Source organism: Gordonia terrae, assembly GCF_001698225.1.
In the GTDB taxonomy this organism is placed as follows: domain Bacteria; phylum Actinomycetota; class Actinomycetes; order Mycobacteriales; family Mycobacteriaceae; genus Gordonia; species Gordonia terrae.
The window spans coordinates 5,590,623-5,610,897 of sequence record NZ_CP016594.1; the positions used below are offsets into that span (position 1 = coordinate 5,590,623).

21 protein-coding genes and 1 pseudogene are annotated in these 20,275 nt (G+C 67.3%); 7 read left to right on the forward strand and 15 right to left on the reverse strand.

Features of this window, described 5'->3' with window-relative positions; genetic code table 11:
- Window positions 1-16 precede the first annotated feature (16 nt).
- Together BCM27_RS24780 and BCM27_RS24785 are read left to right on the forward strand one after the other, a co-directional pair.
- Window positions 17-1,117: a Glu/Leu/Phe/Val family dehydrogenase gene (locus BCM27_RS24780; RefSeq protein WP_373278285.1), complete on the forward strand. Its 1,101-nt coding sequence runs from the start codon at window positions 17-19 to the stop codon at window positions 1,115-1,117.
- Window positions 1,118-1,190: 73 nt separating this feature from the next.
- The gene (locus BCM27_RS24785) at window positions 1,191-1,877 is read left to right on the forward strand and encodes an EthD domain-containing protein (RefSeq protein ID WP_033204315.1); all 687 of its coding nucleotides are present in this window, start codon (window positions 1,191-1,193) and stop codon (window positions 1,875-1,877) included.
- Between the two features lie 9 nt (window positions 1,878-1,886).
- Here BCM27_RS24785 and BCM27_RS24790 read toward each other — a convergent pair whose 3' ends face one another.
- The 13 genes from BCM27_RS24790 to BCM27_RS24850 form a co-directional block, all read right to left on the reverse strand.
- Window positions 1,887-2,579, reverse strand: coding sequence for a helix-turn-helix domain-containing protein (locus tag BCM27_RS24790; protein ID WP_004021068.1), 693 nt, complete (start codon window positions 2,577-2,579; stop codon window positions 1,887-1,889).
- 4 nt (window positions 2,580-2,583) lie between these two features.
- Window positions 2,584-3,774: an NAD(P)/FAD-dependent oxidoreductase gene (locus BCM27_RS24795; RefSeq protein ID WP_004021067.1), complete on the reverse strand. Its 1,191-nt coding sequence runs from the start codon at window positions 3,772-3,774 to the stop codon at window positions 2,584-2,586.
- Window positions 3,771-5,102, reverse strand: coding sequence for an FMN-binding glutamate synthase family protein (locus tag BCM27_RS24800; protein ID WP_004021066.1), 1,332 nt, complete (start codon window positions 5,100-5,102; stop codon window positions 3,771-3,773). The genes BCM27_RS24795 and BCM27_RS24800 overlap by 4 nt, the downstream gene beginning before the upstream one ends.
- A gap of 202 nt (window positions 5,103-5,304) precedes the next feature.
- A complete protein-coding gene (locus BCM27_RS24805) occupies window positions 5,305-6,063 on the reverse strand; it encodes a GltB/FmdC/FwdC-like GXGXG domain-containing protein (RefSeq protein WP_004021065.1) in 759 nt (252 codons plus the stop codon).
- Window positions 6,051-6,947, reverse strand: coding sequence for a class II glutamine amidotransferase domain-containing protein (locus BCM27_RS24810; protein WP_004021064.1), 897 nt, complete (start codon window positions 6,945-6,947; stop codon window positions 6,051-6,053). Before BCM27_RS24810 ends, BCM27_RS24805 begins: the two co-directional genes overlap by 13 nt.
- Before the next feature lie 66 nt (window positions 6,948-7,013).
- On the reverse strand, window positions 7,014-8,372 hold the full coding sequence (glnT, locus tag BCM27_RS24815) for a type III glutamate--ammonia ligase (protein WP_373278284.1): 1,359 nt from the start codon (window positions 8,370-8,372) through the stop codon (window positions 7,014-7,016).
- Between the two features lie 229 nt (window positions 8,373-8,601).
- The gene (locus BCM27_RS24820; protein ID WP_004021062.1) at window positions 8,602-9,972 is read right to left on the reverse strand and encodes an ammonium transporter; all 1,371 of its coding nucleotides are present in this window, start codon (window positions 9,970-9,972) and stop codon (window positions 8,602-8,604) included.
- A 56-nt stretch (window positions 9,973-10,028) separates the two neighbouring features.
- Window positions 10,029-11,069: a heme-dependent oxidative N-demethylase family protein gene (locus BCM27_RS24825; RefSeq protein WP_033204317.1), complete on the reverse strand. Its 1,041-nt coding sequence runs from the start codon at window positions 11,067-11,069 to the stop codon at window positions 10,029-10,031.
- A gap of 2 nt (window positions 11,070-11,071) precedes the next feature.
- Entirely contained in the window at window positions 11,072-12,073 is a 1,002-nt protein-coding gene (locus BCM27_RS24830; RefSeq protein WP_004021060.1) for a PDR/VanB family oxidoreductase, read from the reverse strand.
- Window positions 12,070-13,608, reverse strand: coding sequence for a heme-dependent oxidative N-demethylase family protein (locus BCM27_RS24835; protein WP_004021059.1), 1,539 nt, complete (start codon window positions 13,606-13,608; stop codon window positions 12,070-12,072). The genes BCM27_RS24830 and BCM27_RS24835 overlap by 4 nt, the downstream gene beginning before the upstream one ends.
- Window positions 13,605-14,606 (reverse strand): PDR/VanB family oxidoreductase, encoded by a 1,002-nt coding sequence (locus tag BCM27_RS24840; protein WP_004021058.1) that lies wholly within the window; start codon window positions 14,604-14,606, stop codon window positions 13,605-13,607. The genes BCM27_RS24835 and BCM27_RS24840 overlap by 4 nt, the downstream gene beginning before the upstream one ends.
- Window positions 14,603-15,172, reverse strand: a complete 570-nt coding sequence (locus BCM27_RS24845) for a dimethylamine monooxygenase subunit DmmA family protein (protein WP_004021057.1) — start codon at window positions 15,170-15,172, stop codon at window positions 14,603-14,605. Before BCM27_RS24845 ends, BCM27_RS24840 begins: the two co-directional genes overlap by 4 nt.
- Window positions 15,173-15,181: 9 nt before the next feature.
- Window positions 15,182-15,565 carry a cupin domain-containing protein gene (locus BCM27_RS24850; protein WP_004021056.1) on the reverse strand — a complete coding sequence of 128 codons (384 nt, stop codon included), beginning with the start codon at window positions 15,563-15,565 and terminating at the stop codon, window positions 15,182-15,184.
- Window positions 15,566-16,120: 555 nt separating this feature from the next.
- Between BCM27_RS24850 and BCM27_RS24855 the strand changes: the two genes are divergently transcribed.
- Both BCM27_RS24855 and BCM27_RS24860 read left to right on the forward strand, forming a co-directional pair.
- On the forward strand, window positions 16,121-16,420 hold the full coding sequence (locus tag BCM27_RS24855; RefSeq protein WP_231895953.1) for a WhiB family transcriptional regulator: 300 nt from the start codon (window positions 16,121-16,123) through the stop codon (window positions 16,418-16,420).
- 147 nt (window positions 16,421-16,567) lie between these two features.
- Window positions 16,568-16,900, forward strand: coding sequence for a hypothetical protein (locus BCM27_RS24860; protein ID WP_004021054.1), 333 nt, complete (start codon window positions 16,568-16,570; stop codon window positions 16,898-16,900).
- Here the strand turns inward: BCM27_RS24860 and BCM27_RS24865 are convergent.
- The gene (locus BCM27_RS24865) at window positions 16,877-17,341 is read right to left on the reverse strand and encodes an alpha-isopropylmalate synthase regulatory domain-containing protein (protein ID WP_004021053.1); all 465 of its coding nucleotides are present in this window, start codon (window positions 17,339-17,341) and stop codon (window positions 16,877-16,879) included. The two genes, BCM27_RS24860 and BCM27_RS24865, sit on opposite strands and share 24 nt — an antisense overlap.
- A 6-nt stretch (window positions 17,342-17,347) precedes the next feature.
- Here BCM27_RS24865 and BCM27_RS26145 point away from each other — a divergent pair.
- Together BCM27_RS26145 and BCM27_RS24870 are read left to right on the forward strand one after the other, a co-directional pair.
- Window positions 17,348-17,557, forward strand: a pseudogene (locus BCM27_RS26145) (hypothetical protein); the annotation flags it as partial.
- A gap of 3 nt (window positions 17,558-17,560) precedes the next feature.
- Window positions 17,561-18,022: a FadR/GntR family transcriptional regulator gene (locus BCM27_RS24870; RefSeq protein ID WP_004021052.1), complete on the forward strand. Its 462-nt coding sequence runs from the start codon at window positions 17,561-17,563 to the stop codon at window positions 18,020-18,022.
- Between the two features lie 29 nt (window positions 18,023-18,051).
- Here the strand turns inward: BCM27_RS24870 and BCM27_RS24875 are convergent, their stop codons facing one another.
- A complete protein-coding gene (locus BCM27_RS24875) occupies window positions 18,052-19,527 on the reverse strand; it encodes an MDR family MFS transporter (protein WP_004021051.1) in 1,476 nt (491 codons plus the stop codon).
- Window positions 19,528-19,650: 123 nt separating this feature from the next.
- On the opposite strand from BCM27_RS24875, the gene BCM27_RS24880 reads away from it, so the two are divergent.
- Window positions 19,651-20,274, forward strand: a complete 624-nt coding sequence (locus BCM27_RS24880; protein ID WP_033204194.1) for a TetR family transcriptional regulator — start codon at window positions 19,651-19,653, stop codon at window positions 20,272-20,274.
- Window position 20,275 lies beyond the last annotated feature (1 nt).

The following is a 20,275-nucleotide window of genomic DNA, read 5'->3' on the forward strand; positions in this document are numbered from 1 at the left end:
CTCCATCGAAGAAGGAATCACCTTGTCCGTCACTGTCGACACCCGCCACGATGCCCACGACGCCGCCGTGTTCGGCCGCGCCGACGCCATCCCCGGACTCCCCCATGAGCAGGTGGTCTTCTGCGAGGATGCAGCCACCGGCCTCCGAGCGATCATCGGTATCCATTCCACCGCACTGGGTCCCGCGCTCGGTGGCACACGGTTCCATGCCTACCCCGACCAGGGTGCAGCACTCACCGACGTTCTCCGGCTCTCCCGCGGTATGACCTACAAGGCGGCGGTTGCCGGCGTCGATCTCGGCGGTGGCAAGGCCGTGATCATCGGTGATCCGGCGCGGGACAAGACGCCGGAGTTGCTGCGGGCGTATGGCCGCTTCATCGACACCCTGGGTGGTCGGTACATCTCCGCGGGTGACGTCGGTACCGGCACCGACGACCTCGACATCATCGGTGAGACCACCGAGCATGTCGTCGGACGATCGACGTCAGCGGGCGGCTCCGGGAACAGTGGGCCCATGACCGCTTTCGGCGTGTACCAGGGCATGCGGGCTGCGGCCGCCGCAGCCTGGGGGGCGCCGAGCCTGGCCGACCGTGTCGTCGGCGTCGAGGGCGTCGGAAAGGTGGGCGCCGAACTCATCTCGTTGCTGCTGGCAGACGGGGCGCGCGTCGTCGCCACCGATGTGAACCACACCGCGTTGGCCTCGGTTGCGAACCGGTTCACGGAGATCTCCACAACAGGTGACCTGCTGGGCGAGGCGCTGGATGTTTACGCACCGTGTGCACTCGGCGGAACCCTGCATCCGTTGTCGCTGGAGCGTATGACCGCGTCTGTTGTATGCGGGGCCGCGAACAACCAGCTCCTCGAGCCGGGTGTTGACGAACAGCTGCGTGATCGCGGGATCACCTGGGTGCCTGATTTCGTCGCGAACGCGGGCGGACTGATCCAGGTCGCGGGTGAACGCGAGGGTATCGAGCCCGACGTCGTGCGCAGTCGAGTGGCGACCATCTACGGAACGGTGACCGGGATCTTCGAACGCGCAGCCGCGGAGTCCATCGCCCCCGGCCGTGCTGCCGACCGGATCGCGCAGACCCGTCTGGCCGAGGCTCGCTCCGTGTGACCGGACCGCGTCACCGACCCCGGCGCACCCGAATTTCGTCCCCCGTGTGACCGCAGCGGGTACCGTCCGCGGGGTGACGGATTCCAAGGTGATCGTGGCCATCCGGGGCGACGGGACCAGCCGCACCGCTGCCGACGATCTCGTCGAGCGCTGTGCGGCAGCGGGGGCAACGCGCGTGCAGGTCAACCTCAGCGACGACGCGGTCTCCGGGGCCATGCGCATCGACGAGCTCGACCCGCCCATCGTCGCGGTGCTGTCCTTCTGGGCGCGCGGCCCCGGACCCGTCCTGGCCGCCGTCGATGCCGCGATCGACGGTCCGATCGCCGCCTGGGAGGTCACCGCGCGGGCACCGCTGGATCCGGACCTTCCCGCCGACGGGACGCGGATCGACGCGCTGTCCAACGTCGCATTCCTGCGTCGCCCCGACGAACTCGACCACGCCGAGTGGTTGCGCCGCTGGTTGGACGACCACACCCAGGTCGCCATCAACACCCAGGCCACGTTCGGTTACGTCCAGAACATCGTCGAACGACCGTTGACCGAGGACACCCCGCCGGTCGCGGCCATCGTCGAGGAACTGTTCCCGATGGCGGCGGTCAGCGACATCCACGCGTTCTACGGAAGCGGCGGTGATCAGCAGGAACTCGAGCGTCGGATGACCCTGATGCTCGAGAGCGTGTCCCGCTTCGGCGCGGACCGTCACCTCGACGTGATGCCGACCTCGCGCTACGACTTCGACCTCAGCCGCTCGCGAACCTGAATCGGGCTGTCACACGGCCGAATCCGGGAACGCGATCACCGACAGGAAGCGCACCGGCAGCTCGATGAGTTCGACGGGTCCATGCGCGCCCTCGCCGTCGAGCTGTAGCGAGTCGCCTGGATGCATCCGGTACACCGAGCGACTGTGGGCGTAGTCCATCACGCCCTCGAGGACGTACAGGAACTCTGTTCCCGCGTGCTGGAACAACGGCTGGGTCACCGACTTCTCCGTCAGTGTGACGAGCAGACATTCCAGGCGTTTGTGCTCACCGCGCAGCGATCCGAGCAGCTCGTACTCGTGACCCTCCCGGGACCCCTCGCGCACGATCTCCGAGCCCTCGCCCGCTTTGACGAACACCGCCGACCGCTCCATCTCGGCGCCGCGGAACAGCGAGGTGACCGACACGTCGAAGCCGTTGGCCAGGCGGGCGAGCGTGCTGAGACTGCACGAGGTCTGGGCGTTCTCGATCTTCGACAGCATCGCCTTGGAGATGCCGACGCGAGTGGCCATGTCTCCCACCGACAGTCCCTGCTGACGTCGCAGGCGCCGCACGTTGTGCGCGATCGCCGTCTCGAGCTCCAGCTCCTCGACCGACTGGTCGACGGGGCGTTCCCGTGCGATTCCAGACTGATTCCGGATCAAAGGGTCGTCGGTCACGCTGCCAGCATAGAGAGAAACAACGTTTCCTGACAGTTGACACATGCGGTCAGCGCATCTCCCCCGCCCCCACGTAGGGGAAGCGCGTCTTCAGCAGGTCGCCGTCGTCGAACCGTGAGAAGCGGAAGTCCGTCTCCGGCACCCTAGGGTCGGAGCTGCGACCGTCGACGACGAGGTCGGCGATCAACCGTCCCACCGCGGGCGAGATCTTGAACCCGTGCCCGCTGAAGCCGGCGGCCAGCACGAGGCCGTCGAGCGGCCCGCGCGAGATGATCGGGTTCCAATCGGGCGTCACGTCGTAACAGCCGGCATAGCTCGTGGTGATCGCCGGATCGCTGAAGCCGGGGAATCGCGTGCCGACCTTCTCGACGGTCAGGTCGATGAAGTCCGAATCAGCGCGATTGCGGTAGCCGTCCGGATCCGCGATGTCGAGAGCCGCCAGATCGCTGTTGCCGAACAGGATCTCGCCACGGACGTCCGGGCGGACATACTGCAACGACACCAGATCGGAGAACACCGGGACGTCTCCGAGATCATCCCCCGGATGAATCATCACGATCTGCTCGCGGTGCACCTCGATCGGGACGTCGATGCCGAAGGGGGCGAGGAACGGCTTCGTCCACACGCCGGTGGCGACCACCACGGTGTCCGCGGAGATCGTCGAACCGTCCGCGAGGCGAACGCCCGTCACCCGGTCGGAGTCGACGACCAGGCCGGTGACGTTGGTGCCCTGACGAATTCGGATTCCTGTTGCCCGCGCCGACGCCGCGAAGGCCTGCGCGGTCTGATAAGCGTCGCCGTACCCGCCACGCTCCTCCCAGCCGAAGGCCGCGAACGGGTCGAGGTCGGCGGTCGGCCACATCGCGGCCACATCGGCGGCGTCGATCTCCTCGGTCTGTACACCCACCGCACGCTGCGCGGCGAGGCTCGCGCGCATGCTCTCGACGTTGGGCTCCCCAACGCCGACGACGTAACCGGTCTGACGGAATCCGATGTCGGCACTGAAGATCTCCTCGGCCTTCTCGAACACCTCGAGACCGTAGGCGGCCATGGCAGCCAACGAGCCGACACCGTAGTGGCAGCGGACGATACCCGACGACTTGCCGGTCATCCCGCCACCGACGGTGTCCCGCTCACAGACGATCACATCGGTGATGCCGCGTTGTCCCAACGCCCAGGCGGCCGCCACGCCCTCGAGGCCGCCACCGACGATGACGACCGAGGCGGTCTCAGTGCTCACAGGCCGGCCCCCGGAATCCAGTTCGTCCCGGCGAGCGGAACGCGGGCCATCGCCGACGCCTCGATCGAGATGGCGACGAGGTCTTCCGGTTCCAGGTGCTGCAGGTGCGCCTTGCCGCACGCACGGGCGATCGTCTGGGCCTCCATCGTCATCACGCGCAAGAAGTTCGCCAGTCGCTTTCCGCCGAGGACTGGGTCGAAACGCGCCGACAGTTCCGGGTCCTGCGTGCTGATGCCCGCGGGATCACGCCCGTCCTGGAAATCGTCGTAGAAGCCGGCGGCCGATCCCAGCGCCTCGTACTCCGCGGAGTATCGGGGATCGTTGTCGCCCAACGCGATCAGCGCTGCGGTGCCGATGGCGACGGCGTCGGCACCGAGGGCCATCGCCTTCGCGACGTCGGCGCCGTTGCGGATGCCGCCCGACACGACGAGTTGGACCTCGCGATGAACACCCAACTCCTGCAATGCCTGCACAGCCTGCGGGATTGCGGCGAGGGTCGGTATCCCGACATGTTCGATGAAGACGTCCTGGGTCGCCGCCGTCCCACCCTGCATGCCGTCGACCACGACGACGTCGGCGCCGGAATGTACGGCGAGCTTCACGTCGTAGTAGGTGCGGGTGGCACCGACCTTCACATAGATGGGCTTCTCCCAGTCGGTGATCTCGCGCAGTTCGTTGATCTTGATCGCGAGGTCGTCGGGACCGGTCCAGTCGGGGTGACGGCAGGCGCTGCGCTGGTCGATACCCTGTGGTAGGGTGCGCATCCCGGCGACGCGCTCGGAGATCTTCTGTCCCAGCAGCATTCCGCCGCCACCGGGCTTGGCGCCCTGGCCGAGCACGATCTCGATCGCATCGGCTTTGCGCAGGTCGTCGGGGTTCATCCCGTACCTCGACGGAAGGTATTGGTAAACCAGGTTCTTGGACTGCCCGCGCTCCTCCGGCGTCATCCCGCCGTCACCGGTGGTAGTTGAGGTACCGACCTCCGAGGCCCCGCGCCCCAGCGCTTCTTTCGCCCCGGCCGACAGCGCACCGAAGCTCATCCCGGCGATCGTCACCGGAGTGGATAGATGCAACGGGTACTTGGCATTTCGGCTGCCGAGGACGACGTCGGTGTCGCAGCGTTCACGATAGCCCTCTAGCGGGTAACGGGACATCGAGGCGCCGAGGAACAGCAGGTCGTCGAAATGCGGCAGCTTGCGCTTGGCGCCCCAGCCGCGGATGTCGTAGATGCCGGTCTCGGCGGCACGCTGGATCGCGGCGATGGTGGTGCGATCGAACGTGGCCGACTCGCGCAGGCCGCGCTGTTCGGTGCTCAGGTTGTTGGTCATGGTGGTTCTCTTTCGTCGTGTGGTCGTGCGACGTCGCGGCCCTTCGTGGCTCGTCGCTAGCGCTCCTCGCACCTCAGGGAGCAGAAGGCCGGGGTCGCTAGCGCTCCTCGCACCTCAGGGAGCAGTTGGGGCGCTTCGCTCCTCGCACCTCAGGGAGCAAATGGTCAAGTCGCAAGCGCTCCTTGCGGCCTACCACTCCGGCTCAGTAGGCGGAGGTGTTGTCGATCTTGAAGTGGTAGAGCTCGCGGGCGGAGCCGTAGCGGGTGTAGTCGCGGGGGTCGTCGTCGCCGAAGCCGGCGGCCTTGAGCAAGCCGGTCAGCTCGTCGAGGTGTTCGGCGCGCATTGGTTTGGCGATGCAGTCGGCGCCGAGCGAGGCGACCTCGCCGCGCACGTAGATGCGGGTCTCGTAGATCGAGTCGCCGAGTCCGTCGCCCGCGTCCCCGCGAACGACCAGGCGGCCTGCCTGTGCCATGAAAGCGCTGTTGTGCCCGACGTTTCCGCCCACGACGATGTCGACGCCCTTCATCGAGATCCCGCAGCGCGCCGCGGCGTCACCCTCGACGACGAGGAGCCCACCGTGTGCAGTGGCACCGGCCGACTGCGAGGCGTTGCCCTTCACGATGACGCTGCCGCTCATCATGTTCTCGGCGACACCGGTACCGGCGTTGCCGTTGATCGTGACCTCGGCCTGCTGGTTCATGCCGGCCGCGTAATAGCCGACGTGGCCGTTGATCGTGATCTTCAGGGGGAGGTTGACCCCGGCGGCGACGCTGTGTGCGCCGGCCGGGTTGTCGATGACGATCTCACCCGAGATGTCGCCGTGGAGCGTCGAGTTGACCTCGCGCAGTGCGGTGCTCGCGAGGTCGAAGGTGTGGTTGGTACTCATCGTCTCAGCTTTCGCCGTGTCGGTGGAGGCGGGTACGGAGGTTGTCGAGGCCATGTCGGCGGTCATCGTGTCCATGCGTAGACGACCTCCGGCTCGGGTTCCCAGATGCGGGCGTTCTCCACACCGGGCAGTTTGGCCAGCGCTCGGTACTCACTTGCCATCGCCACCCAATCGTCGGTCTCGGCGATGACGGCCGGTTTGCACGCGATCGCGTCACGGACCACAGCGAACGAATCCCGGTTGGACACGAGCAGGGTGTAGAAGCCGTCGAAGTTCGCGCACACCTCTTTCAGCGCGGTCTCCACATCCTTGCCCGCCGCCAGCTGATGTGCGACGAAGCGAGCACCCACCTCGGTGTCGTTCTCACTGTCGAATTCCACTCCCGCAGCGCGGAGCTCGCGACGGATGGTCGCGTGGTTGGCAAACGATCCGTTGTGGACGAGGCACTGTTCGGGACCGACCGCGAACGGGTGCGCACCGGACGAGGTCACTGCGGACTCGGTCGCCATCCGCGTGTGGCCGACGCCCTGCCATCCCGATACTGCTGCGAGCCCCCATGATTCGGTCAGGTCGCGGGGCGCACCGACTCCCTTGAGGACGGTGAGATCCGACCCGAAGCCCGCGACGAGTGCGTGCGGGTAGGCCGCTCGGGCGGCGGCCAGCAGTTCGTCGGACGTCACCGGGGCGGAGGCCACGAGAGTGATGTCGATCGACTGTGCCGCGACGGGCACGCCGAGGGCCGCGCTCAAGATCGCGGACACCTCGTCGGGCACCGCGTCCAGTTCGAGCAGGGAGATGCAGCCGTGACCCGGCGGCGCCCACGCGGGGTTGCCGTAGACGGCGATTCCTGCCGAATCCGCACCGCGGTCCTGCATCTCGCCGAGCATCTCGGCGAGCATCTCGCCGAGCCGGGGGTGGAGGTCCGGGTTGCGCAGATGCAGCCCGACGATTCCGCACATGGTCAGATCCTTTACGTCGAGGGGTGGATGATGCTGTCTGAGAGATGAATCGGTCGAGGTGGACAGTCAGAACGCCGTCAGGTACTTGTCGACCTCCCACGGCGTGACCGCCGCGTGCCAGTCGAAGAACTCGTCGCGCTTCAACCCGGCGAAGTACGCGGAGACCCGCTGCTGATCGGCCGGCCAGTCCTCGGGCAGTGCGGCGTCGAGTGTTCCGGTGACCACTGCGTCGGCCTCCAGCGCCTCCACGGCGTGCAGGAGGGTGAGCGGGAGTTCGGCGATGTGCCCGGGACAGTTCCCGACCGCACCGGGGTCCAGACTTCGCTTGATGCCGTCGAGTCCGGCCCCCAGCAGCGCGGCGGCGGCCAGATAGGGATTCGCCGATCCGTCGCCTCCCCGGAGCTCGACCCGCTGGTCGTCGGGCACTCGGATGTAATGGGTGCGATCGTTGCCACCGTAGGTGGCCCGCCGGGGAGCCCAGGACGCACCGGAGCGGGTCGCGGTCGCGCCGGTGCGCTTGTAGGAGTTGACCGTCGGCGCGATGACGGCCTGGAGCGCGGGTGCGTGCTCCAGGATTCCGCCGATGAACCCGTAGGCGGTCTCCGACAATCCGAGGCCGCGCTCGTCGTCGGTGACCTGGGGGAACACCGCGTCACCCGCCTGCGTCAGGGACAGGTGGAAGTGCAATCCCGATCCGGTGCGCTCGGCGAAGGGCTTCGGCATGAAGGTGGCGATCATGCCCTTCTCCGCGGCCAGGGCGGAGAGCAGGTAGCGGAGGGTGACGACACGATCGGCGGTCGTCAGCGCATCGGAGTAGGCGAAGTTCTGCTCGAACTGGCCGTTGCCGTCCTCGTGATCGTTGGCGTAGTTCCTCCAGCCGAGCTGGTTCATCGCGGTGGAGACAGTCGTGAGATGGTCGTACATCCGGGTGAGTCCGCGCACGTCGTAACACGGCTGATCGGAGTCGTCGGCGGCGTCGGCGGTCATCAGCGAACCATCCGCGGCCCGCTTGAGCAGGAAGTACTCGACCTCCGCCCCGACCCACGGTTCGAAGCCGGCGTCCGCGGTCTGCGCGATGAGCGCCTTGAGGATGTTTCTCGGCGCGAAGGGCCACGGCTTGCCCTCGACGTGCGGGTCACACTGGACGACCGCGAGCCCCTCTTTGATGAACGGGATGGGGAGGAACGACCGGACGTCCGGGATCGCGATGAGATCGGGGTCCTTCGGTTCCTGCCCGATCGCGCCGACGGCGTAACCGGCGAAACCCACACCGTCGGAGGCCAGTTCGTCGACCGCCTCCACCGGCACCAGTTTGGCGCAGGGTTTGCCGCGGAGGTCGACGAACATCGCGAGGATGAACTTCGTGCCGTGCGTGGCGCAGAGATCGGCGAGGTCGCCGGTCGTCGTCTCGGTGGTCGTCATCATGTGCTCCGGGGGTCGACTCTAGGGGCTGCGGTTGCGTCTGTCCACTCTTGTGAACCTTTGTCTACTATTAGTAGACATGCGGGATGTTTCGGCCCTGTTTCGACTTAGTGAGCGGTCGGTGTCGGTTTGCCCGCACGATTACGGCGTCGGACAACGCAGACGACTCGGGGGCCCACCGTCGAACGGCGGGCCCCCGAGTGGTCGGGTCGAGAACGACGACCGGCGTCGATCAGACCCCGGCCGGCGGCGCCGAGGCCGGAGCCGACGGCGGCATCGCCTCCTCCACCTTGTCCGCGGCGCGAGCGGGCGACATGGTCGCGAGTCCGCCGGCGTGACCGACCGAGGCGGCGGGAATCTCGTACGCCGTCTCCGCGTGGACCGCGGTGTCGAGGCCGACCATCTCGGTCTCCTCGTCGACGCGCATGCCGATGAGCTTGTCGAGCCCCTTGGCGATCAGCCAGGTCATCACGAACGAGTACGTGCAGGTGATCACGATGCCCGCGAGTTCGCGCCAGACGATGTCGACCGGTCCGCCGAACAGGATGCCCTGCACACCCGCCGGCGCGGCCTCGGTGGCGAACAGCACGATGCAGATGGTTCCGACGATGCCGCCGATGCCGTGCACCGCGAAGGCGTCGAGCGTCTCGTCGATCTTGATCTTGCTCTTGAAGCTGAGCAGGAACGCCACGACCGCAGCGGCGAAGATGCCGACGAGCAGTGCACCGAGCGGGGCCATGCTGCTGGCCGCAGGGGTGATGCCGACGAGGCCGGCGACGGTACCGGTGATCATGCCGAGGGAGGTGACGTGTCCCTCGCGCCACCTCTCGATGATCGCGAAGCCGATCATTCCCGCCGAGCCGGCCAGCAGCGTGTTCAGGATGACGGCCTGCGCGAGGAAATTGGCACCGAGCGCGCAACTGCCGTTGAACCCGAACCACCCGAAGAACAAGATGCCGCCGCCCATGATGGTCATCGGCACATTGTGCGGACGTTCCATCCGGCGCTTGCGCGCACCGAGCACCACTGCCAGGGCGAGGGCCGCGACACCGGCGTTCATGTGCACCGCGGTTCCGCCCGCGTAGTCGACGATCTCGAGGTCGTTCAGCAGGAACCCGCCGCTGTAGTTGTCGTCGACGTCGGCCGCGAAGACCCAGTGCGCGACCGGGAAGTACACCACGACGAGCCAGATCGGGGCGAAGACGAGCCACGCCGAGAACTTCATCCGACCGGCCGCACCGCTGGCCACGATGGCGATCGTGATGGCTGCGAACAGGATGAACCAGGCTGCGAAGTAGAGGGTCTGAGTGGCACCGGAGGCGTCGTCGGTGAGCCAGTTGGTCAGGCCGATGTAGTCGGTCGGGTTGCCGATGAGGCCCCACCCGCCCACCGACGGACCGGACACCAGGCCGTGCCCGATCACGACGTAGAGGACCGCCGTGATCGCCAGGGTGGACATGACCATCGTCATGATGTTGAGGACGTTCTTCGATCCGACCATGCCCCCGTAGAAGAAGGCCAGGCCCGGGAACATCAGCAGGACGAAGACGAAGGCCGCCAGCATCCATGCCAGGTCGGCATTGGCGGCGAGTATGGGTTCCATGAGCGATCTTTCGGTTCTGGGACTCTACGAGACGTCGGGTGTTACGGGACCAGGGCTCACGGGCGACTTTGACCGCGGAGATATGCGACGACGTTGTCGCGATAGTCGAGAAAACCCTTGTAGGCGGCGATGTCCTCGCCGAGCGTCTCGATGACGGTCGCCAACTGACCGGCCCACTCGGGTATGCGCTTCACGTCCTCGAGCGAGGCCATGAATGTCCGGATATTGAACGTCACCGCACCCGACATCGGCAACCGGACGAAGTGTTCGAGCTCGATGCGCAGTCGCGCGCGGCCGAAATCGCCGTCGGCGATCATGCCCGCGACGTCGGCCGCCCACTCCGGCAACTCCTCGAGACTGACGTCGAGCTTGTGCGAGTCCGACGCCGACAGCGTCCAGTTCACCCTGCGGTACACCTGGTCTGCGGGTAGCCTGCGCAGGAACTGCTCGGCGCGGGCGACGATGCCCTCGCGGAGCATGCGGGGAACGGGAGCGTGGATCTCGTACATGTCCATGCCGACGTCGAACGACACCGACCACGCGGCGGCGAAGGTCACCACGCCGGCGTCGAAGTACAGGTGTCCGTCGCGCTCGGTGACGAGCAGCAGGTCGTCGGGTACCTCGCGGGCGAGGAACTCCATCGGGCCCCACGGCAGGGTGGCCGGGTCGCCGAGGACGAATCCCTGGTCTGTCCCGAGAAGGTCGTTGCGCCAATGGAATCGGCCGTCACCGTACTCGGTGAGCCGCATGTTCGCGGGATAGGCGTGGCCGAGATCCCGGAGGTAGTACAGGAGAAGGTCCCAGCACGCGAGTTCCATGCCCGGACGCACCCGGACACGCGTCGGATCGGCGTCGAGGATTCGGCGTCGCTCGGCCATGATCGCCGGGTACTCGACACCGCCGAGGTCGACGAGGTGCCGCCCCCATTCCCCGGCGCGGGTGGGGCGCGGGATGCGTGCCGGCTCCACGTTGACGCTGTAGGAGAACTCCTCCAGTTCGTCCGGGAACGGCCAGGGCAGGTTAGCCAGATGGTCGACCCGCCGGTCACATTCGGCCCGCTCGCTTCGCTCCCGGCGCCGGGTCGAGAACGAATCGATGCTCACAGGTCCACCTCGATCTCCACGCCACGCGACACGCAGCACAGCATTGCGTCGCCGGTGGCCTTCTCGTCGTCGGTCAACACGAAGTCACGGTGCTCGATACGCCCGCCGCGCACCGGGATTCGACACTCGCCGCACACCCCCTGACGGCACAGGTTGGACACCGGCGCACCGTTGTCGAGAAGTCGCTGCAGCAGCGACACCCCGGGCGGTACGTCGATCCGGACCCCGGTGGACGCCAGGGTGACGGTGAACGGGTCACCGGGATCCTGCTCGGGTGCACTGAAGCGCTCGAGATGAACACGTGTGCTCGGCCAGCCGGCCGCCTCGGCGAGTTCCGTATACGCCGTCAGCATCGACGCCGGGCCGCAGGCGTAGGCGTGTGTGCCGAGCGGCTGGGCACGAAGCCGCTCGGCGAGCAGCGCGGCGGTCGCCGCGGCCCCGGACACCTCGTGCAGAGTCACGGAGGGTTGCTCCGCGAGCGCGCGCAGGTCGTCGGCATGCGCATCGCACCCCGGGCGATACGAGTAGACGATGTCGACGCGACGCCCGTCCCGGGCCAGAGCTCGGGCATGGGACAGCACCGGCGTCACGCCGATGCCACCGGCCACCAGCAGGGCGCCGCGCTGATCGAGCACCGGCGGGAACATCGAACGCGGACCCTCGATCTCGATGACGGCATCGACGACGAGGTTGTCGTGCAACCAATCCGAACCACCGCCCGCACCACGTCGCAGCACCGAGATGCCATAGCTGGTCGGGTACATCCCGTCGTCGACGAGCGAGTAGGCGTTGCGTTGTCCGCCCGCGGAGATGATCAGGTGGCTGCCCGGCTGATACGCGGTCAGAGCCGGCGCATCGGCATCGAGGGGTCCGAACCGGAAGTGGGTCACCTCATGGGTGAGTCGTCGCACCGAGAGGACGCGCATCGGTCTCGGACCGGTGGCGTATGCGGGGTGGAGGTGAGCCGGATACGCCACCCCGACAGTGGCCGCGGTCATGCCTCGCCGCCCGACGCGGAGCCCAGAAAACTACCCAGTACGGGCGAATGATGCTCGTGCACTCCGAGATCCCGTGCGCAACCGGGGCACACGACGGTACCGCCGGCAGCGGCGACGACCCGAAAGGTGTCGCGGCAGTGTGCACAGTACAGTGGCAGATCGCGCGTGTGCGTGACATACGACGACAGTTCGGCCGCCACCGCGCCGGCGGCCCGGGCCATCGCGAGTGCGGTCATCACGTCGTACTGTCCCCCGGTCACCAGGATGCGGGTGCCGGTGCGGCACTCGTCGAGAGCCGACCGCAGCGCCGACCGGTCCGCTGCGTCGACGAGTGCGTCGAGGACCAGCAGACGCGTCGCGCCGATCGCCTCGGCCTCACCCACCCAGCCCCGGGACACGTGCGCGACGTCGGCGTCGTCTCCGATCGCCACGACGACAAACGCCGATCCGGTGGTGTCGACGGCCGGCGGCCTCGTGGGCCAGACCGGCATCCCCGGCCCGGCGGTCGCGGTCGATGCGGGAGTCCATGCGCGCAACCACTCCGCCGCCCGCTCCCGGAACTTGATGATGCCCTTGTAATCGGCCATGTCGGCCGGCAATTCGGACAGGACGTCGGCGGCGCGGCGCCGCCAGGGTTCGACCGTCGCGAGTTGGTCGAGCGGCAGCATGTAGGTCCGGATCAGGAACATCACCGCACCCGAGTCCGGCAGGCGGATGAGGTGTTGCACCTCCACGCGCAGATGCACCCGCCTGCCGAACTCGTCGTCGGGCACCCGCTGAATGGCCTCCCGGTCGGGTCCCCACTCGTGGTAGATCTCGGTCGAGACGTCGAGGCGGCGGTCGATGGTCAGGGTCCAGTTGGTCCGCCGGTACGGCTGATGGGGTTGCAAGCGCTTGAGGAACTCGTGCGCGCGGGTGATCACGCCTTCCTTCCGGATGCGTGGCACCGGTCCGTGGATCTCGAGGAAGCTCATCCCGACGTCGAACCCGAAGCTCCAGTCGGCGGCGAAGGTCACCACCCCGGCGTCGACATACAGCTGGTCGTTGCGCTGATCGAGGAGCGCGATGTCCTCCTGAACCTGAGAGGTGATGTACCGCAACGGTTCCTCGGGCAGAGACGCGGGATCGCCGTAGCGGAAGTGCTGCTCGATCCCCAGGATCTCGTTCCGCCATGACCAGGTGTCGGTTCCTGTTGTCCGGAGCTGCATCTGATCGGGGTGGGTGGCGTCGAGTTCCCGCATCAGCGTCAACATCGCGTCCCACGCGGCCGGCACCATGTGCGGCAGCACCGCGTGGCGGGTGGGATCGGCGGCCAGGATCATCGCGCGCCGGTCGAGTTCGGCGCGGTACTCCGAGTCGATGTCGACCACCGCTGCGCCCCACCGGCCGGCCGCGGTGGTCACCGTCGTCCGTGCCGGCTCGACGTTCGTGCTGTATCGGTAACGGTCTTCGGGGAACGGGAACGGAAAGCCCGCGAGGAGATCATCCGCGGACGGCACACCTGTTCCGGCCGTCGGTTCGAATGTGGTCGTCACAGTGGAACCTCCAAAGTGCCTGCGGCAGTGGCACGCGAGACGCACGGCATGATGGCGTCCCCCGCGTCTTTCTCCTCGGTGCTGAGATACAGGTCGCGATGGACCGGGCTACCGCCGGCGAGCGGGATGCGGCATTCTCCGCACACCCCCTGCCGGCAGAGATTCGGCACTGCGATGCCCTCGTCCTCGAGTGCCTCCAACATGCTGGTCCCCGCCGGCACGTCGACCGTGCGTCCCGAAGCGGTCAGCTCCACGCGGAACGGGTCGCCGGGATCGAGGGCGTCGACACCGAACCGCTCGAAGTGGACGCGCGATTCCGGCCAGCCCGCGTCGACGGCGGCACCGACGACCGCGTCGATCATCGACGACGGTCCGCACACGTACAGGTGGGTCCCGACGGGTTGGGCTCGCAGTGCCTGCCCGAGACGATCAGTGAACGACGCACGGTCGGTGAACAATTCGGCACGACGACCGGCCAGACGGGTGACGTCGTCGAGATGCGCGGCCGACGAGTCGCGAAAGACGTAGAGCAGCTGCACATCGCGACGCCACCTGACCGCCGCCCGAAGGTGCGACACCATCGGGGTGATGCCGATCCCACCGGCTATCAACAGGTGCTTGCGCGCCCGGGCGATCGGCGCGAACGCGCTGCGCGGCAGTCCCACCGTCACCGTTGCGCCGACCTCGAGTTCGTCGTGGAGCCACCGTGATCCGCCCTTGCCCCCGGGGAGCCGCAGAACCGAGATCGAGTACTGCGACGGGTGCGCGCCATCACCGGTGAGGCTGTAGGCGTTGGTGGAAGCGCCCGCGTGCACGACCAGGTGGCTGCCGGGTACGTAGGCGGGCAGGGCGCGTCCGCTCGGGTCGGCGAGGGTGATCGTCCGGATGTCCCGAGAGGGCGCGTCGACAGCGGTCACGACGAGTTCCAGCGTCGTCGCGGCAGATGCACGACGCAGGACGGGCTCGGACGGGCTCATCTCGGCCACTCCGCTGATCATGAGACGGGTTCCTCGTGTGGTTCGTTTGCTGGACAGGGCGATTGGGCGGTCTCCGCGTCGATCATGAATCCCAGGTAGTGACCGGTCCGGCGCGAGACGTGGTGGTACACGAGGAGATCGCGACGACATCCGGCGCAGGCGACGACATCGTCGATCGCCGCCGCCGTACGCGTGACCGAGCGGCAGTGCGCACAGAAGACCTCGACGGTGACCTCCGCTGCGGACGCCGCGGGAACGACGGTGATCTCGTCGTCCTCGAGGCCGGCACCGAGCGCCACCGCGCGCAGGGTCAACGCCGATCCCGCATCGGCTGCGATCCAGACCCGGACGCCGACAACGGCTTCGGTCAGCGCACTGCCCAGTTGGGCGGCGGCGGTGTCGGTGTCACCGTGGATCCGGGTCGTGACTTGCGGTGGCAGTGCGGACTCCCAACGCGCAAGGGTCTCGGCGACGTCTCCGACACCGACCAGCACGTAGGAACTGCCGGTCGGCACCGGCGACGTCGCCTCGATCGGACCACCGGGGCGTGCCCACGCCGGCACGCTGGAGAAGGCGATCTGCGACATGGCCGCGGCTCAGAGGAGGGTGGCGTCGCGCAGCCCGGTGTAGAAGGCGAGCGCATAGGCGGGGGTGCTGAAGTAGATCTTCGAACCCTTCGGGAAGAAGATCGCGTCCTTGGCCTTGGCGACCGTCTTCTGGCCGGTCTCCTTGTTCTCGAGGAGGAACTCACCTTCGAGAACGACCTTCATCTCGTCGTACTCGTATTCGTAGTACAGCGGCTCGTCGGTGTGGCGCAGCTCGAAATAGCCGCTGCACATGGGACTTCCGTCCGGATTCTCGTAGACGTCGCCGATGAATCCCTCGGTTCCGGGGTACTCGGCTTCCGGCATCTTCGGCAGGTCTTCGTGTCCGCCGCTGGTCACGCGGAACTCCAACGCCTTGGCACTCTCGATTGTCACGATGCTCCTTCACATGTTTCACAGGGCGTAGTGGCCACCCGCGCCGCGGGAGACTCCCCTCAGTGGACTTTGTCCCCTGTTATGAAACAAGTGTCGTGTTTCCGCGGCGTGACGGTTCTGTAATGGAGTGCTACGCAACTCAAACGCACCGCAGGGTCGACGATGGGGGCGCGAGTGAGCCAGGGGTACGTACTGTTCGTTTCGGCCCCGACTGCGCCGGGTACCGCGGTCGGCAAGCCGGCTCCGCTGCACGCAAGCGGTCCGGCCCAGGTGCCTGGTTGAGAACCCAGCCGGGCGCCGTCCCCGTTGAGTCCGTGTTCTAGCGCGGACCCCCGGGCACGATGCCCCCGTCCAATCGCCTCGCAGGTGCCTCGCCCCTGCGCGACAGCCAGATGGAGAGCACTATTGCGCCTTCGACCAGAGTCTGACAACATTCGTTCTCAGTTTGATCGGAGGGATCAGTGGGCCATCGGCGTCGAAGGGTGACGGTTGTCGTCGTTGTCGGTAGAGCAGACGCGGCGACTGGGCCGACTATCATGCGCGGACGCCGGCGGGATGCCTGACATGCAACCCACGTGCACCTCGAACCCCGACGCGTGGTTTCCCGAACAGGGCACCGGCCCTCGGAGCCTGGCCAACCGGCACGCGCTGGACGGGTGCGTCCGCTGTCCCATCCGTCCCGGTTGTGCACGACTCGCACTCGACGATCCGACCCACCTCACCGGCATCTGGGCGGGCGTCTACGTCCCGCCACCCGGATATCAGCACCGAGCGCGCACCCACGCTCTGAATCGCCTCCAGGCCATCGGGTTTCCCCTTACACAACCGAGCGAGGAGCGGCGGACGCCGGCGTGACGTCGTCACGGGGGTGACCCCGACGAGGTGATCGCGCCGCCCCGGCGTGCGGCCCGGTGGCCTGGTCGCGACTACCTGCGAGGTAGTGGCTTCTCGGAGGCCTGGGGCCGAATCTGGAAGCACGACGATTTCCAGAGGAGGTGTCCGATGACCATCCACCCGACCATCACGGGCACGCGGCCCAGTGCGCACGGTGCACCCACGACGTCGAGTCCGCGTTGGCTCACGGCGGTGATGCGGTGCGACCGTGCCCTGTCGTCGTGGTTCATCGGGGCGGGTTTCTTCTTCGCGCCGATCCTGTTGATGCTCGACCCATGGCCCGTCGCTGTCGTGATCGCCTGGGTCACGATCTCGGTGTCCGGGCTGTGGCTCGGGCTGCTCGGCGTGCTCATGGCCGCCGGTCTCGCCCAGGTGCTGCGCGCCGGTGAGGAGATACCCGACGAATTCTGGTCCGGCCTACTGGATTACCGAATCCGGTGACCGGCGGGGCCGTCGAGAACCGAGCGTCCCGGCCCCGGCCGTCGCCGCATTCATGACAGCGGTGAGGGAGGCGGTGAGGACGGATCGGTCCGTCCCCGCGGCCCATCCGGCCTGCTGATAGTTGCGATACTCGACGAGCGTCATCGCCGTGCTGTCGTCCCCGGCGCCGGTGCTCGTCTGGTGGAAACCGAGGATCTCGACCGTCAACCCGATGTCGGCGAGGGCCGCGGTCAGTGCTTCGACGGGGCCGACGCCGTCATGGCTGGTGGTGGTCTCACGTCCGTACGCACGGATCGTGATCGTCGTGCTCCGGTCATCCGTCACGACGCCGACGAGTTCGACCGAGGCGTCGGCCGGGGTCGCGAGATAGGTGCTGCGAAAGATGTCCCAGAGGTTGTCGGCGGTCACCTCGTGGCCGGTCTCGTCCGTTGCTGATCGCATCCTGATGTGTGCCGGAGAAAGCGGTGTGCACGAGGTCACCGACGTACGGGTGGCGCGGGTGGATCTCGATGCGGTTGCAGTGCTCGACGGTGCGGCGGATCTCGTCGATGTCGGAGAAGTCGATCTTGCCCCCAACTCGGCGTCGGTCGTTCCACCGCGCGGGAGGCGATCCGCATCCTCGCGGGTCGCGGCGTCCTCGCCACCCGGCAGGGGGCCGGCGTGTTCGTCACCGCCACCGACATCCCTGCGAGTTGGGAGACGATCCTTCAGCGCGCAGACATCGTCGCGGTCATCGAGGCCCGGACCGCGATCGAGGTCGAGGCCTCCGCCCTTGCTGCCGAACGCCGAACGACGGCCGAACTCCGTTCCCTACGAGGGTCTTTGGACGATCGGAGCCGCCACCGCGCCGACCTTGACGTACATGTCGAGACCGACCTCGCCTTTCACCGCGGCATCATCGTCGCAGCTCATAGTCCGGTCCTACTCGAGTTGTTCGACGGCTTCGAAGCCCGGAGTCGTCGGGCCATGGCCGGGATGCTCCGCCTGCGCGGCCATCACGGAGACGACGCTGACCAGGACGCTCACGAGCACATCTTCGAGGCGATCGCCTCACGCGATCCCGACGCGGCCGCGGCTCTCACCCGGGCGCACCTCACCATGCTCAAGGAACTGCTCCGCTGAGGTCGTCGGCAACGATCCGGCCAGGCCCGTCAGACCGGCTCGGGTACTGCGGTCTTCGGCGCTCCGGTCCGGCCACGGACGAGCGCGGCCGCCGCGATGAGCACGAGCGACAGGCAGGCCGCGACGACGAATGCGAGATGGATGCCGTCGGCACCCGCCTGCAGCGGGTTCACCCCATCGTCGATGGCCGACTGCGTACCCCGGGACATCAGCGTGATGAACAACGCGGTACCCGCCGCTCCGGCGACCTGCTGGATCGTGCTGACCGTCGCGCTCCCGTGTGAGTACAGTTCGGGGCTCAGCGAACCCAGGGCCGAGGTCATCAACGGGGTCAACCCGAAAGCGATTCCGGCGCTGAGGATCACGTGGGCCGCGATCACCATGCCCAACGACGACCCGGCGTCGAGCGTGGTGAGCAACCACGTACCCGCGCTGACGGCGACCGTGCCGGGAAGAACCAGCGGTCGTGCGCCGACCTTGTCGAACAGTGCTCCGACGAACGGCGCCAGCAGACCCATCACGAGACCGCCGGGCAACAGCACGAGGCCGGTGGTCAGGACATCCTTGCCCATCACGTTCTGCAGGTAGAGCGGCAGCAGGATGAGGGCGCCGAAGAGCGTCAGCATGAAGCCCGCCATCAGCACGACGGCCAGCCGGAACGGTGCGATCGCGAAGGTCCGCAGATCGAGCAGCGCCAGGCCGCGGTCGGCGAGTGTGAGCTGTCGCACGACGAACAGCGCCAGCGCGACGGCGCCGACGAGCAGCGGCACCCATGGCGGGATCGGCGCGTGTCCACCCGCCGATTCCCCGATGCTGCTCAACCCGTACACGATTCCACCGAAGCCCAACGCCGACAGCGGGACCGAGATGATGTCGAGCTGCGCGGGGCGCCGCTCGGTGACATTGCGGACGAACACCCCGCCGAGGATCAGCGCGCCGATCGCGATCGGCAGCACGATCCAGAACATGGCTCGCCAGCTGAGGGACTGCAGGATCAGACCGGACACCGTGGGCCCGACGGCCGGCGCCACCGCGATGACGATGGAGACCAGTCCCATTGTCCGGCCGCGGTTCTGCTCCGGTACGACGTTGAGGATCGTCGTCATGAGAAGTGGAACCATCAGCGCGGTGCCGGATGCCTGCACCACGCGCGCGACGATCAGCAGTTCGAAGCCCGGCGCCAGCGCGGCGACGAGGGTACCGATCGTGAACAGGCTCATCGCCGCGATGTAGATGGAGCGGAGGGTGAACCGCTGCATCAGGTACCCGGTGATCGGGATGACGATCGCCATCGTGAGCAAGAAGCCGCTGGTGAGCCACTGCGCGGTGGCGGCGGTGATGTCGAGATCGGTCATCAGAGTGGGCAACGCGACGCTGAGAATCGTCTCGTTGAGAATCACCACGAAGGCCGCGACGAGCAGCACGCCGATCAGCAGCACGGGGCTGCGATCCGTGCCGGTGGCGGAGCGGTTGCCGGCGCCCTGCAGGGCGGCGTTCTCGGTCACAGTCGTTCTTCCATCGCGTCGGTCGTCCGGTCGATCACCAGAACGAAGCTACCGGAAAGTGGCAGAGACTGCCACAGTGGCAGTAAATGACACTGACGCAGATCGCCGCGCTAGTCTCGACGCATGCCAGATTCCTCCGAGACCGGTGGCCTTCGGGCCCGCCGGCGGGATGCGACGCGAATGGAGATCCACGAGGCCGCGGTGGATCTGTTCGAGCGCAACGGATTCGACGAGACGACCGTCGACGAGATCGCCGCAGCGGCCGGGGTTTCCCCACGGACCTTCTTCCGCTACTTCCCGACCAAAGAAGAGTGCGTGCTGTTCGACCGCTTCGGTTTCGATCAGGCGCTCGACGACCACCTGGCGGACATCGACCCCGACACCCTGGCACTCGCCGACATCGAAGGTGTCTACCGGGCGCTGCTGGACGGATTCGGCGATCGCAGCGACGACGTGTCCGCCCACTTCATGCGAGTGCAGAAGCTCGTGCTCGCGACCCCCACGCTGAGCAGAGCCGCACTCGGACGCTATGCCGACAAGTCACGCCGCCGTCCCGAGGCTCTCGGCGACCGGAGTTCGGCGCGCACTCGGGGCCAGATCAGGATGATCCTGGAGATCGCCAATCTCGAGGTCCAATGCGCGTTCGAGGAATGGGTCGAGATCAACGAGGGTGCAGGCGCATCGGGGACGGCCCGCGCGCTGGTGGACGTCTATGACCACGTGTGTCGTCGGGTGCGGGAGCTGTAGG

Excerpts from the sequence above, each read along its gene's own strand:
- glnT (WP_373278284.1), bottom strand. The coding sequence starts at position 8,372 with ATGATGACGACCACCGAGACGACGACCGGCGACCTCGCCGATCTCTGC.
- BCM27_RS24855 (WP_231895953.1), top strand. The coding sequence starts at position 16,121 with ATGCCTGACATGCAACCCACGTGCACCTCGAACCCCGACGCGTGGTTT.
- BCM27_RS24805 (WP_004021065.1), bottom strand. The coding sequence starts at position 6,063 with ATGGACACGATGACCGCCGACATGGCCTCGACAACCTCCGTACCCGCC.
- BCM27_RS24810 (WP_004021064.1), bottom strand. The coding sequence starts at position 6,947 with ATGTGCGGAATCGTCGGGCTGCATCTGCGCAACCCGGACCTCCACCCC.
- BCM27_RS24840 (WP_004021058.1), bottom strand. The coding sequence starts at position 14,606 with ATGATCAGCGGAGTGGCCGAGATGAGCCCGTCCGAGCCCGTCCTGCGT.
- BCM27_RS24790 (WP_004021068.1), bottom strand. The coding sequence starts at position 2,579 with ATGTGTCAACTGTCAGGAAACGTTGTTTCTCTCTATGCTGGCAGCGTG.
- BCM27_RS24830 (WP_004021060.1), bottom strand. The coding sequence starts at position 12,073 with ATGACCGCGGCCACTGTCGGGGTGGCGTATCCGGCTCACCTCCACCCC.
- BCM27_RS24845 (WP_004021057.1), bottom strand. The coding sequence starts at position 15,172 with ATGTCGCAGATCGCCTTCTCCAGCGTGCCGGCGTGGGCACGCCCCGGT.
- BCM27_RS24860 (WP_004021054.1), top strand. The coding sequence starts at position 16,568 with ATGACCATCCACCCGACCATCACGGGCACGCGGCCCAGTGCGCACGGT.
- BCM27_RS24820 (WP_004021062.1), bottom strand. The coding sequence starts at position 9,972 with ATGGAACCCATACTCGCCGCCAATGCCGACCTGGCATGGATGCTGGCG.
- BCM27_RS24865 (WP_004021053.1), bottom strand. The coding sequence starts at position 17,341 with ATGCGATCAGCAACGGACGAGACCGGCCACGAGGTGACCGCCGACAAC.
- BCM27_RS24880 (WP_033204194.1), top strand. The coding sequence starts at position 19,651 with ATGCCAGATTCCTCCGAGACCGGTGGCCTTCGGGCCCGCCGGCGGGAT.
- BCM27_RS24800 (WP_004021066.1), bottom strand. The coding sequence starts at position 5,102 with ATGACCAACAACCTGAGCACCGAACAGCGCGGCCTGCGCGAGTCGGCC.